Consider the following 13192-nt stretch of genomic DNA (forward strand, 5'->3'; position numbering starts at 1 on the left):
TGATGATCGAATTTTCATAAGTATTCTTTTACAATTTCAGAATAATTTTCTATGACATACAGAACTTCCTCATCCGTAAGTTTTGTATGTAACGGCAAAGTAATTTCATTTGCAAAATGATGATACGCGTTAGGATAATCCTTAATATCAAATCCAAGTTGTTTATATGCGGTCATCATCGGTAATGGTTTGTAATGAACATTGCAGGCAATCCCTGCTTCTGCCATCTTCACAATGATTTCCTGTCTCTGCTCCAACGTAACACCCGGGACTCTGGTAATATATAAATGTCCGGAAGACTGATGCTCTTCTGTATAATGAGGAAGCACCTCAATTCCTAACGGCTTAAATGCAGCATCATAACGAGCAATTATATTTTTTCGCCGCTCTAGCATTTTCGGATATCTCTGCATCTGAGCTAATCCAATTCCTGCAATCACGTCAGTCATATTACACTTATACCAAGGACCAATCACATCATACTCCCAAGCACCTAACTGCGTTTTTGCCAAAGCATCTTTTGACTGACCATGAAGAGAAAACAACTGGTATTGATGATAAATATCTTCATCATTAATACCATCAATTTTCTTCCATGTGACAGCTCCACCCTCTGCAGTTGTAAAATTCTTTACTGCATGGAAACTAAAGCTAGAAAAGTCAGCAAAGCTTCCAACCGGCTTTCCATGCCAAGTCGCTCCAAAAGCGTGTGCTGTATCAGCCATAACAATTACTCTGCCAATTGCTTTTTGCATTTCATTTTTGGGGTGAAATAAATGTTTTTTACTCTCTACAACCTCAAAAATCTTATCATAGTCGCATGGAACACCACCTAAATCCACTGGGATAATTACCTTTGTTTTGTCCGTAATGACCTCTGCTAATCTATCATAATCCATTTCAAACGAATCTTTTTGTGTATCAACTAAAACAAGCTTAGCCCCTACATGGCATACCACCGAAGCAGTCGCAGTATAGGTATAGGCTGTCGTTATAATTTCGTCTCCAGCCCCAACCCCAAGAAGATGTAACGTCATTTCAGCACAAGCTGTCTGCGAACCAAGACAGACCGCACGATTAGCTCCACAAAACTCAGCTACTTGTCTTTCAAGTTCTTTCGTTTTAGGCCCAGTTGTTATCCAACCGGAACGTAACGCATCTATGACCTGCTCTGCCTCCAAAATTCCCACATCGGGTGGTGAAAATGGAATTTTCATAACTTGTATCTCCTTCTAAAATCATGTAATAATCACTTTTACAGTTACTTGTTTATTTATGTTTATATATTTTTAGCTATCCGTTTAATTTACTTGATTGTTATACTGAAACATTGACTAATTTTCAATTATAAATATGACAAAAGCCCACATCAGAAATTACTCCCTGATGCAGGCTCATCTTGTTCCTATAGGATTATAGAAGGGACAAAATTTTTATCAAGAGTATCATTCTCAATCTTATAACCTGCACGATAGAGAAAACTTTTCTAGAAACAAATGCGAGCCATATCGTTAAATGATATCCTCTTAATTTTTCCATCTTATCATGTTTTCTCATTTTGTCCGAATTCGACTTCAAATTTTTATATTGCATTATTGGGATAAAAACAAAAGCAATTTTATAAAACGCATCTATATTTTCGTCAAAATAATTTACAAATATTTATAAAGCGACTAAAGTATAACATTATATCTTTCCGTCGTCAATGTTCCACAAAAATCAATATTTTTATATCGTTTTATTTTCTGTTATTCTTATAATTTATTTAGAGAAAAGTTTCTAAAAATTTTTTTGAAAACTTAAAAGAGGAATCCATCCATTTTAATAAAAATACCAAAATTTATCTTTTTGAAGATTCAGCTGACCTCTTCCGCTTTCTTCCCAAAGTAATATGTATCAGCAAAACGCCAAGTAAAAATCCAGCAAAATCGATCCAGACATCCCGAACCTCGCTGGAACGGCCAGCAATAAACATCTGAATGGTTTCATCAATCAATGCAGTACTTACTCCACAAAGAAAAATAGACGTCCATTTCCTTTTAAGATCATACCGGAATAAAACTAATATTTCCATACCCAAAGCCGCAAATTCCGTTGCGTGTGCTATCTTTCTAAGCACTCCATCATCACCAGATACCATTCTATGATCAACGGTATGCCAAATCATATTGATCAAATCATTGACTCGACCGCTGAAGGCCCCAGACACTGATGCCGGAAGCAAAGAATTCCCCCAAATAAAGTACAACGTAAAAATCAGCAGAATACCCAACATACGGTGACTTTTCAAAAAAGCCATGCAAATCCATGCCCCTTTTGTAAAAGATTCATTTAAAAAATTCCCTTATTTCATCCCGATTGTTTTTTCGTAAGCTGCCGTCACAGCGCTCATTGTTGCTCCCCGGAATCCTCTGTCCTCCAGTGCGCGCACGCCAACAATTGTCGTACCGCCCGGAGAACAAACTGCATCTTTTAGCTCTCCCGGATGTTTTCCAGTCTCAAGGACCATCTGAGCTGCTCCCAAAACAGTCTGCGCCGCATATTTAACAGCACTTTTTCTCGGCACTCCTGTTTGGACAGCGCCGTCTGCCAAAGCTTCAATAAATAGAAAAGCCCACGCCGGTGCACAACCGGAAAGATTTCCGGCTGCATTCATCTTGTCTTCCGCAACTTCTTCCATTAGCCCGGACTCTTTCATCAAAGAAAAATACTCCTGCATCTGTGCATCTTTTACAAATTCATTGCGTGCTGCAATTGTCATTCCCTGCCCGATCGCTGCCGGCATATTCGGCATCGTCCGGATAACCGGTAATTCTTTCAATCCGATTATCTCTGTATAGTCCGCAATCTTTTTGCCGACTACGATAGTCGTCAGAACCAACTCTCGCTTTTTCGCTTCTTCCCGAACAACCGGAGCAATCTCTTCTAAAACCTCATTGATGACCTGTGGCTTTACGCACAAAACAATATAAGAAGCGTTTTTGACCGCTTCCTGATTGTTTTGTGCCAAACAGCAACCCAATTCATCAGAGAGTTCCTGTGCTTTTGCAATCGTCCGGTTTGTAATTAAAACTTCTTTTGGATCAACTGCCTTACAAGTAGCTTTTATCAAAGCGCCCCCCATATTCCCCGTTCCAATAAATGCAATCTTCTTCATATTCATTCCTCCAACAATTTTCAATAAAAAAGCGGTACTGCACGACTTTTCTATGCCCGCAGATACCGCATGATTTTAAGCTGGTTCTGAACCGCGCTGCATCTTTGGGGAGGTAAAAAACAGAGAAACTCCCATTCCAATTACTAAAGTAATGATTGCAGCAATCGTCTGTGCCTGTCCAAAAGCAAATCCAGATTTTAGATAAATAGAAACTGTAGACCCCAACACTAATCCTAAAATCGTAAAAAACGTTGCATTCGGATAATGATGCAAACAATAATCGATCAATTTGCTTCCAAAAACCAGACCAATTAAAATTCCAATTCCCACCGGAATCAAATAAGGAATATCCAAATGTTTTACCGCGTTGATCACGCTATAATAGGTCCCGAAAATAACCATCATCATACTGCCACTGATTCCAGGTAAAATCAGACAAACGGCGGCAAGACATCCTACAAAAGCAAAGCGGACCGCCTGTACAGAGTCCATTACAATGATCTGATCTCCAACACTATTGTTCTGTACCGAAAAAAATGTCAGAAAAATCATCAACGCTACCATCAAGAAAAAGGGAATCGTCGAGGTTTTCTTCCATTTCCCCTCGGTTGCACGGCGATAAAGCATTGGAATAATTCCAATCACCAATCCCAAAAAGAAGAAATTGACTGCCATCGGAAAATGTTCCAACAGATAAGTAATTACAAAACTAAACCCAATAATTGCGCTTATCATTCCAATCAAAATTGGAGCAAAAAGCTGAATTGATTCTTTTAAGTTTTTACTAAAATGGCTCATGGTGCCAATCAGTTTATCATAAATTCCCAACAGCACCGCCATTGTACCACCACTAACGCCCGGAATCACTTCTGAAATTCCCATAACCACGCCGCGCAGCACATTTTTTATAAACTCCATGAAATCCTCCTACTATGGATTAAATGCGGGCAACCCCGCTTTTTCTCGCCGCTTCGGCAACTGCTTTTGCCACTGCTTTTCCGACACGCGGATCAAAAGCTTTTGGCAAAATATATTCGCTGCTAAGTTCCTCTGCCGGTACAAGATCTGCTAAGGCTTTCGAAGCCGCTAATTTCATCTCATCATTGATATCCCTTGCACGTACATCCAATGCTCCGCGGAAAATCCCCGGAAATGCAAGCACATTATTGATCTGGTTCGGAAAATCAGAACGGCCGGTTCCGACTACGGCAGCGCCCGCTTTGAGTGCCTCATCCGGCATAATTTCCGGAACCGGATTTGCCATTGGAAAAACAATCGGTTTTTCTGCCATTGCCTTAATCATATCCGGTTTTAAAACGCCGGGGCCGGAAACGCCGATAAAGAGATCGGCGCCTTTTAAAGCGTCTTTCAATTCTCCATGCAGATGCTCCCGATTCGTCACCTGGCTCATTTCTTGATGTGCCGGATTCAAATTCTCCATATCCTCACAAATGATTCCAAATTTATCGCAGAGAATCAAATCCTTTAGACCAAGTTTCATCAGGTGCTTTGCAATGGCAATTCCTGCGCTGCCAGCCCCATTGATCACACAGTGAATCTTTGAAATATCCTTATGCACCACCTTGAGCGCATTGAGGACAGCCGCTCCCACAATAATAGCGGTCCCATGCTGATCATCATGAAAAACAGGGATATCGCACAATTCTTTTAACCGACGTTCCACTTCAAAGCAACGGGGAGCAGAGATATCCTCCAGATTGATTCCTCCAAAAGAACCGGAAAGCAAATAAATTGTACGAACCAGCTCATCCACATCCTGCGTTTTAATACATAAAGGGAAAGCATCTACTCCTGCAAATTCCTTAAAAAGGACGCATTTTCCCTCCATAACAGGCATACCCGCTTCTGGGCCGATATTTCCAAGGCCTAAAATTGCGGAACCATCTGTAACGACGGCGACCATATTCCACCGTCTTGTAAGAGAAAAACTTTTTTCCGGATCTTTTTGAATGGCAAGACAGGGTTCTGCTACTCCCGGCGTATAAGCAAGGGATAATGCTTTGCTGTCTTTTACTTCTACGCGCGAACAGACCTCGATCTTTCCTCTCCATTCTTCATGCATACGCATGGCTTCCTGCTTCACATCCATTGAGAAAAGCCTCCCATATTTTTAAATAAATATAAACTCTAAATCGTTGTTAATTGTAACAGATTCCAGCTTTTCTCGCAAGACAGTTTTCACAATTTTCAGAGTCCCTGCGTCTGGGTAAGATATTCTTCTGCCATGTGCGCAGCAACTGCACCATCTGAAACAGCCGTGACCACTTGACGCAGCGGTTTTTTGCGCAAATCGCCTGCTGCAAAGACACCGGGTAAATTTGTTTTTGTATCCTCTCCTGCAGCAAGATATTTTCCTTCGGTCAATTCGCACTCATTTTCAAAAAGGCCGGTATTCGGCAGATTTCCTACCGCGATAAACACGCCGCTGCAAGGAATTTGCTTTTCTTCTCCGGTGTTTTTATTCTTCACCACAATACCGCTGACTGGACTCCCTTCTATTTTATCCACGGTACTGTTCCAGCAAAACTCTAAATTGTCTGCTTTTTTTAAAGATTCCCAATAAAATTTTCCGGCACGTAAAGCATCACGCCGATGAACCATTGTCACTTTTTTGCAGATTTTCGTCAAATACAAAGTATCCGCAGCAGCCGTATCTCCGCCTCCGACTACTACGACTTCTTTTCCTCGATAGAACATTCCATCGCAGGTAGCACAATACGAAACGCCCTTCCCACGCAGAGAATCCTCATTCGGCAGTCCAAGGGAACGAGGAGAAGCTCCCGTTGCCAAAATCACAACTTTCGATTCCAATGTTTTTCCGCTAGCGGTCATCAGTTTTTTAACCGATCCGCTCAAAGAAGCCTGTGTCACTTCTTCCAAAAGTGTCTCTGCTCCGAAACGCTCTGCTTGCTGCTGCATATTCACTGCCAAATCGAATCCACCGATTCCTTCCGGAAACCCTGGATAATTATCGACTTGCTCTGTCGTTGCAATCTGTCCACCCGCTGAAAGACGTTCGACAACGGCCGTTTTTAAAGCTGCACGCGCACAATAAATTGCCGCCGTATAGCCGGCAGGGCCTCCTCCTAGTACTAAAACATCGTAAAGCATTTTAATTTCCTCCACTAAAAATCTTTTATTTATGCTAAAAAACTAATTCTATATAACTTCTATCATATCCAAAAAAAGTCCAAAAGCAACCATAAAACGGCTTTTCTAAAAAAATTCACAAATTGATTCTTAGAAACTTTCGGCAAAAAATGCACGTATAAAAAAATCGATGCCGTAAAAAATACTTTTACGGCACCGACACAAAGTCTTAGAATTTATTTGAAACTAATCAAACTCAAAACAAATGATATATTGGATAATCTCCAAATTTTATGGGCATTCAATTTTTGTGTTTTCAACTACTCGCAAGTCTCCAATCTTCTTATGTTGGTTTTAAAAACCGCCTTTTATCAGAAAGGCAAAAACTATGAATGGACAAGCGTTAGATCACATTGAACGAAAAAAGATCAAGTACCTCGTTTTTCTTTTCCTTTCTTGACTTTGGATCTCGAGCCGTCAATAACCTTGCTTTCGGACTCATTCCCTTCTGTCATAAAATAGTGGAAAGTAAAACTGAACTTTTTCTCCCCCTGATTGTAGAAAGACTTCTTAAAATAGAAACTTAACGCCTACTTTTCGCGCTTTCCGGTTTCTACGGTCTCGCTCGATTTCTGTCGTTAAGTTTGAAAGCAAATAAAGAGAAGCTTTCTTACAAATTGGAATATCTCAGCAGGTCGGCCCAACAGACTTTCCTGCCTGAGACTGTCCGATTGGCTCTGTGCCCATTGGGCTCACCCCTTTCTAAATCTAAAATCAATTTTCGGCGGATCGCCGAATTTCTAAAAAGAGCAATTCAAGATGATTCTTCTGCACGGTTTCGTCTTGATGAACCCATTTTTGTAGATCCACTATTCTTGGATTCCGCTGAATCCTGTCCTGAACTTTATCTCTTTTTCTGATTTCATTATATGCAATAAAGTGTGGAATGTCAATACTATTTTTAAAAAATTTTAAAAATTTTTATATAAATTTGTCCATTTCCGCAAAGATTTAGATTTGTGTTGCTTTTTTCTGGAAACAACGCTTTTCGTCTTGACTTCTCGATTTTGGCTGTGTACAATAAATAAGGATCAAATAATTATTTTAAGAAAAAGCGGCGCTGATTTTTCCGCTGCGGAGGATTTACACATGAATGATGAGTACGGCCCTGATCTGCTAACTTTAGTAGATGATGAAGGCAAAGAGCATGAGTTTGAGGTACTGGATGTTATTGATAATGATGACGGAACCTTTTATGCACTGCTGCCCACCTTTGAGGATCCACAGCAGAAGTTGGACGCAGAAGGGACCTATTACATCTTCCAGTCTATCGATAACAACGGTGAAGAAGAGCTGGCAGAAATAGAAGATCAGGATTTGCTTGATCGGCTTGCCTCTCAGTTCGAAGCTCATTTTTCTGAACTTTACGACGATGACGATGAGGATGAAGAGGACCATACGGAAGAATAAAAAATCTCCCTGCCTGGTGCGCGAACCTTGTGCATTAAATGACCCTACAATTTTTAATCGGGAGTCCAGCTCCAACAGTTGAGTGCAGACCTCCCGGCTTTGGCCGGAAGAAGGGAGCTAGAGGCTGCTGGGCGGGCACCCACCTGTCATTAGTAGGCAGGTCGTTTCAGCACACCTACGGCCAGGCGGGCTATTTTAAAAACTAAAAGCTTCTTTTTGGATCTTTCCGAAAAGAAGCTTTTTCTTTTTTGATTTTTATACTTTTCCGAGGAATCCCTTGCAGAATTTTTTATAATTCGATATAATAAAATGAGAGAAAAATCCATTTCGGATCTTTGACAGGAGGAGTTTTGATGAATTATCAATTAATCACCGATTCCACTTCAGATATGAATGTGGATCTGATCGAAGAAATCGGTGTTTACGTTATTCCAATGGAATATACCATGGATGGGAAAACCTATCATAATTATCCAGATTATCGGGAACAAAGCCCGCATGATTTTTACGATGCCCTGCGTGCTGGTTCTTCTTGCAGCACAAATCAGATTAATCCGGATACCTTTCATAAAGTTTTTACCTCTTATCTCAAAGAGGGAAAAGATATTCTTTATCTCTGCTTTTCCAGCGGACTTTCCGGCACCTACAACACTGCCAGAATCGTTGCGCAGGATCTCTCCCAAGAATATCCCGACCGTAAAATTGAAGTCGTAGATACAAAGGCTGCCTGTGTAGGAGAAGGGCTCTTAGTTTATCTTGCCGGTCTCGAAATGAAAAAGGGCAAAAGTCTTGAAGAAGTGCGTGACTGGGTTCTCGCAAACCGCGACCATTTAGCACACTGGTTCACCGTAGATGATCTAAACCATCTAAAACGGGGTGGTCGAATCAGCGCGACTTCCGCTTTGGTAGGCACTATGCTTTCGATCAAACCTGTCATGAATGTGGATACGGAAGGTCACCTTACCGTTAAGGAAAAAGTCCGCGGTCGCCGGCAAAGTTTGGATGCGTTGATTCGCCATATGCAGCAGACTGCAGTGAATCCAAAAGATCAAATCGTCTTTGTAGGACACGGCGATTCCTTAAAAGATGCGGAATATGTTGCGGATAAAGTAAAATCGACCTTCGGTACTTCCCGCGTTGTAATCAACAACCTAGGACCTGTTATCGGCTGTCATACCGGCGCCGGATTCGTCGCATTGTTCTTCCTCGCAACGACAAAAGAATAAAAAAGGCCGAATGAATATGAATTCATCTTATCAAATTATTACGGAAGCGGCCTGCGGTCTTTCACAGGATTTTCTGAAGCAGGCTGAACTTTTGGTAGTTCCTATGGGATTTACAATCGGAGATCAGAATTATGATCAGGTGCCCCAAAAAGGGAATTCTGATCTTCACTCGATTTATCAATTATTGCGGACCGCTTCGTCTGCCGCTGCAGTCACCTTTGACACCTCGGATTTGATTGAGTTTTTACGCCCTGCTCTTGCTCGCGGAAAAGATCTTTTATATATTGGGATTTCCGATGCTTTGGGTGAAACTTGGCACAACGCTACCCGCGCACTTGCCAACCTGCAGCGGGAATTTCCCACACGCCGCATTGAAGCGATCAATTCTATGACATTGAGTGCCGGACAAGGAATTTTGCTTCAACATCTTTCGAAGCTGCAGCAAAAAGGTGCTTCCCTTTTAGAAGCAAAAGAATGGGCAGAATCGAACGTTCCTCACATTCATAGCCTGGTTGCTATCCAAAATCCAGATTTTTTAGTTCAATCTTTTAAGGGGAATTTTTCAAACAGTCAAAACCAAATTCTACAGATAACAGAAGGACAACTTCTTTTTAAAGAGCAAACCGAAAATCGACAAGAAATGGTTTCCTGTCTTTTTAAAGAGCTACAACAAGCGGCCTCATTAGGCACGATTCAATCTGTTTCTATTGTTCATGCAGACTGTGAAAAAGATGCACAGGTTCTAAAACAAATGATTCAAAAACAAAATCTTACAGATATGATCTCTATCTCTTTCTTAGAGCCCATTTTTGGATGCCAGTTCGGCCCCGATACATTAGGGCTTTTTTACGAAGCAGAATAGAAAACTGTTAAATCTTTTTTGTTGTAATTTAGAACACTAAAATGACATAAGGCTTTAAAGCAGTTCCCTGCATGAGCAGAGAGCTGCTTTCATTTTGATCCATAAAATTATAAAACTTCTTTTACAATCGCAAATTTTAGCAGCAACACATTTCTACCAATTATTGCCTTCTTAACTTTTTTGATTTATTTTGCTTTTATTGTGCTGATTGTTAAAATTTAAACGGATTTTTTGTACTATTTTTAGTTATTTCTTGCTTTGGTGACTTGATTCAAATCAATTAATTCGCTACAATAAATAAGAAGAGATCAAATACGGGAGGTATTAAAAAATGCGGGATCAGCGTTTTTTGCAGCTCTTGAGCAAAACCTATCCCAACGCTCAGGCGGCAGCAGCAGAAATTATTAATTTGAAAGCCATTCTGAGTCTGCCAAAAGGAACCGAATATTTCTTCAGCGATTTACATGGAGAACATGAGGCCTTTTTGTACCAATTAAAAAGTGCGTCCGGCGTGGTTCGCAAAAAAATTGATGAGCTCTTTGAACAGTCACTTCCAGAAAATGAGCGCGCAGAATTAGCCGCTCTGATTTATTATCCCAAAGAGGGACTCTCTAAAGCACATCATAAGCACAAGGATTTTACCGGCTGGAGCCGAGTCATTATTTATCGTCTGGTAGAAGTCTGCCGGGAAGCCGGAAGCAAATATACCCGCAGCAAAGTGCGTAAGCGTACCCCTCAAAACTTTGCTTATATTATTGACGAGCTTTTGCATGCAGACGGTGGAAGCAACAGCAACAAACCACACTATACTTCTGAAATTATCCGTGCAATCGTCGATACGGGTATGAACGAAGAATTCATTATGGAACTGTGTCTTTTGATTCAGCGTCTTTTAGTTGACCGCCTACATATTGTAGGGGATGTCTTTGATCGTGGCCCACATCCGGATTTAATTATGGATGCACTGATGGAACGTCCGGATATTGACATTCAATGGGGAAACCATGATATTTCATGGATGGGCGCTGCCTGCGGAAACCGTGCGCTTGCCGCAAACGTTGTCCGTCTTGGCATCAGCTACAACAGCTTCGATGTTTTGGAGGGCGGCTATGGAATCAACCTGCGTCCGCTTTCTGATTTTGCGGCGCGCGTCTATCACGACGATCCCTGTGAACATTTTCAGCCCCATGTACTGGATGAAAATCAATATGATCCGGTGGATATTCCTTTGGCAGCAAAAATGCACAAGGCAATGGTGATTCTTCAGCTAAAGCTGGAAGGGCAACTGATTCACCGGCATCCTGAATATCATATGGACGACCGGCTTCTCTTGGAAAATATTAATTTTGAAGATGGTACAATCGAAATTGACGGAACCTGTTATCCCCTTTTAGATACTAATTTTCCTACCGTCAATCCTCACGATCCACTTAAACTGACTCGAGAAGAGCAAGAGCTTTCCAATTCTCTTGTCTCCTCTTTCCTCCATTCTGCGAGACTACAGGAACACATTCATTATCTTTATTCCAAGGGCGGCATGTATCTGTGCATGAACTCCAATCTGCTTTATCATGGCTGTATTCCTCTTAATGAAGATGGCAGCTTTGCAGTCGTTAACCTCGGAAACAAGGAGTATTCTGGAAAGTCTTATCTTGATAAAATAGATTCTATTGTGCGCAATGCTTATTTTGCACCTGAAGGCAGCCATGAACAAAAAGATGCCTGTGACTTTATGTGGTATCTCTGGTGCGGCAAACTTTCTCCTCTTTTTGGAAAAAGCAAAATGGCCTTATTTGAACGGATTTTTATTGCCGATAAAAAAACGCATAAAGAAATCATGAATCCCTATTATGAGCATCTTGACACGAGGGATTTATGTGAACGCATTTTGCGCGAATTTGGAATGGACCCCTCGTGCAGTCACATTATTAATGGACATGTTCCTGTTCGCCTAAAAGAGGGAGAATCCCCGGTAAAAGCCGGCGGCTTGCTTTTTATGATCGACGGAGGCATCAGCAAAGCATACCAAAAACAAACTGGAATTGGTGGCTATACATTTATTGCAAACTCCCGCTATCTGGCACTGGCACAGCATAAACCCCTTTTGCCTGGACAGCTGATGGAAGAAACCAGCCCCAAGGTACAGGTGATTGAAGCGATTCGGCAGCGCATTACTGTTGGAGATACCGATACTGGTGTTGAGTTGAGAGAACAGATCGCTGATTTGGAAGAACTGCTGAAAGCTTATCGCAGCGGCCGCTTACAGGAAAAAATTATTCAATCAAAATAGGTTTCCATTGTTAAATGAAAAAGAGATTCAATTTTTTGATTTTTTATCGTGGAACTCATTGCGCAATACGGAATAAAACGATATACTAAACTTATATTTTAGACTTTAAAAGAACGAGGTTTTTTATGATATGATTCAAAGCTTACTCCGTGCATTGGACCTGCTGGAAGCATTAAAAGGGCCCCAAAAAGCTTTTTCAGTTGCAGAACTTTCGGAAGCTCTTGATCTTCCGCCAAGCAGTATTCATCGAATTCTTCAAACATTATGTACAAAAGATTTTGTGGTAAAAAATGACCAAACTCATCTGTATCAACTGGGACCTGCTCTCATTTCTTTAGGGACCGCAGCAACAAATCAGACAAAACTGCAAACGGTCTGTCAACCGGTTCTTGCTTATCTTTCAGAATGTACCGGAGAAGATGCCTTCCTAATGATTAGAATTGGGCTGCGAGGATTAATTCTTGCCAAAGCGGAAGGCCCTAACAATCTAAAAGTGGTCGATCATTTCGGTTATGAGCAGCCCTTGCATGTGGGTGCAATTCGAAAAGTATTACTTGCCTATCAGTCTGCAGAATTTTTAAAACATTACTTGCTGAACATGGAAGAACATCCATCTAAACTCAGCATTCAAACTCCTGAAACGCTTCTAAAAGACTTAGCAACCATTCGCAAAGATGGGATTTCTATCTCCCGCAGCGAATATATTCAAGACGCAATCGGAATTGGGGCTCCTGTATTTGGATCAGATGGTCAAATGAAAGCTTCTATTGGAATTATTGCCCCCGCTTCTCGTACTGTCGGAAAGCACTTTACGGATCTAAAACATGATGTCATGGATAGTGCTGAGAAACTTTCATATCGCCTAGGATATTCACTTCCATAAAGAACAACTTTTAAAGCTAAAAACGAACCGGCAATCACAGTCAAAAAACTGTTTTGTCGGTTCGTTTTATTATACTTTTTTATTTTTGATACTCTCTTCGTATGCTAGTTTAGGCATAATCACAAACACTTTCTAAAAAGCATAAAAAAGGAGCCTTGCCGAAAATATCGACAAGGCTCCTTAATTAAAGACT

General features: G+C 41.0%; 11 protein-coding genes and 1 other RNA gene. 6 read left to right on the top strand and 6 right to left on the bottom strand.

Annotated elements, in window-relative coordinates:
* Positions 1–14: 14 nt before the first annotated feature.
* The 6 genes from OP489_RS10960 to trxB all read right to left on the bottom strand — a co-directional run bounded on the left by OP489_RS10960 (position 15) and on the right by trxB (position 6289).
* Positions 15–1217 (bottom strand): DegT/DnrJ/EryC1/StrS family aminotransferase, encoded by a 1203-nt coding sequence (locus OP489_RS10960; RefSeq protein WP_266162019.1) that lies wholly within the window; start codon positions 1215–1217, stop codon positions 15–17.
* Between the two features lie 623 nt (positions 1218–1840).
* A complete protein-coding gene (locus tag OP489_RS10965) occupies positions 1841–2299 on the bottom strand; it encodes a VanZ family protein (RefSeq protein WP_266162020.1) in 459 nt (152 codons plus the stop codon).
* A gap of 45 nt (positions 2300–2344) precedes the next feature.
* The gene (proC, locus tag OP489_RS10970) at positions 2345–3181 is read right to left on the bottom strand and encodes a pyrroline-5-carboxylate reductase (RefSeq protein WP_266162021.1); all 837 of its coding nucleotides are present in this window, start codon (positions 3179–3181) and stop codon (positions 2345–2347) included.
* A gap of 51 nt (positions 3182–3232) precedes the next feature.
* Positions 3233–4075 (bottom strand): DUF368 domain-containing protein, encoded by an 843-nt coding sequence (locus tag OP489_RS10975; protein ID WP_266162022.1) that lies wholly within the window; start codon positions 4073–4075, stop codon positions 3233–3235.
* A 19-nt stretch (positions 4076–4094) separates the two neighbouring features.
* On the bottom strand, positions 4095–5267 hold the full coding sequence (locus OP489_RS10980; protein WP_266162023.1) for an NAD(P)-dependent malic enzyme: 1173 nt from the start codon (positions 5265–5267) through the stop codon (positions 4095–4097).
* Positions 5268–5365: 98 nt separating this feature from the next.
* Complete coding sequence (trxB, locus tag OP489_RS10985) at positions 5366–6289, bottom strand: thioredoxin-disulfide reductase (RefSeq protein WP_266162024.1); 924 nt, start codon at positions 6287–6289, stop codon at positions 5366–5368.
* 1128 nt (positions 6290–7417) lie between these two features.
* On the opposite strand from trxB, the gene OP489_RS10990 reads away from it, so the two are divergent.
* From OP489_RS10990 to OP489_RS11015, 6 genes are all read left to right on the top strand, one after another.
* On the top strand, positions 7418–7738 hold the full coding sequence (locus OP489_RS10990; protein WP_266162025.1) for a DUF1292 domain-containing protein: 321 nt from the start codon (positions 7418–7420) through the stop codon (positions 7736–7738).
* A 3-nt stretch (positions 7739–7741) separates the two neighbouring features.
* A non-coding RNA gene (gene ssrS, locus OP489_RS10995) (6S RNA) lies at positions 7742–7934 on the top strand.
* Between the two features lie 157 nt (positions 7935–8091).
* A complete protein-coding gene (locus tag OP489_RS11000) occupies positions 8092–8964 on the top strand; it encodes a DegV family protein (RefSeq protein WP_266162026.1) in 873 nt (290 codons plus the stop codon).
* Positions 8965–8974: 10 nt separating this feature from the next.
* Positions 8975–9826 (top strand): DegV family protein, encoded by an 852-nt coding sequence (locus OP489_RS11005; protein WP_266162028.1) that lies wholly within the window; start codon positions 8975–8977, stop codon positions 9824–9826.
* 331 nt (positions 9827–10157) lie between these two features.
* The gene (locus tag OP489_RS11010) at positions 10158–12116 is read left to right on the top strand and encodes a fructose-1,6-bisphosphatase (RefSeq protein WP_266162029.1); all 1959 of its coding nucleotides are present in this window, start codon (positions 10158–10160) and stop codon (positions 12114–12116) included.
* A gap of 130 nt (positions 12117–12246) precedes the next feature.
* Positions 12247–12999: an IclR family transcriptional regulator gene (locus tag OP489_RS11015; RefSeq protein WP_266162030.1), complete on the top strand. Its 753-nt coding sequence runs from the start codon at positions 12247–12249 to the stop codon at positions 12997–12999.
* Positions 13000–13192: the final 193 nt, after the last annotated feature.

This window comes from Caproicibacterium sp. BJN0003 (assembly GCF_026314295.1).
Classification (GTDB): Bacteria; Bacillota; Clostridia; order Oscillospirales; family Acutalibacteraceae; genus Caproicibacterium.

Bases quoted from the DNA above. Each gene is read 5' to 3' on its own strand.
- OP489_RS11000 (WP_266162026.1), top strand. From the start codon at position 8,092: ATGAATTATCAATTAATCACCGATTCCACTTCAGATATGAATGTGGAT.
- OP489_RS10980 (WP_266162023.1), bottom strand. From the start codon at position 5,267: ATGGATGTGAAGCAGGAAGCCATGCGTATGCATGAAGAATGGAGAGGA.
- trxB (WP_266162024.1), bottom strand. From the start codon at position 6,289: ATGCTTTACGATGTTTTAGTACTAGGAGGAGGCCCTGCCGGCTATACG.
- OP489_RS10960 (WP_266162019.1), bottom strand. From the start codon at position 1,217: ATGAAAATTCCATTTTCACCACCCGATGTGGGAATTTTGGAGGCAGAG.
- OP489_RS11010 (WP_266162029.1), top strand. From the start codon at position 10,158: ATGCGGGATCAGCGTTTTTTGCAGCTCTTGAGCAAAACCTATCCCAAC.
- OP489_RS10990 (WP_266162025.1), top strand. From the start codon at position 7,418: ATGAATGATGAGTACGGCCCTGATCTGCTAACTTTAGTAGATGATGAA.
- OP489_RS11015 (WP_266162030.1), top strand. From the start codon at position 12,247: ATGATTCAAAGCTTACTCCGTGCATTGGACCTGCTGGAAGCATTAAAA.
- OP489_RS10965 (WP_266162020.1), bottom strand. From the start codon at position 2,299: ATGGCTTTTTTGAAAAGTCACCGTATGTTGGGTATTCTGCTGATTTTT.
- OP489_RS10975 (WP_266162022.1), bottom strand. From the start codon at position 4,075: ATGGAGTTTATAAAAAATGTGCTGCGCGGCGTGGTTATGGGAATTTCA.
- OP489_RS11005 (WP_266162028.1), top strand. From the start codon at position 8,975: ATGAATATGAATTCATCTTATCAAATTATTACGGAAGCGGCCTGCGGT.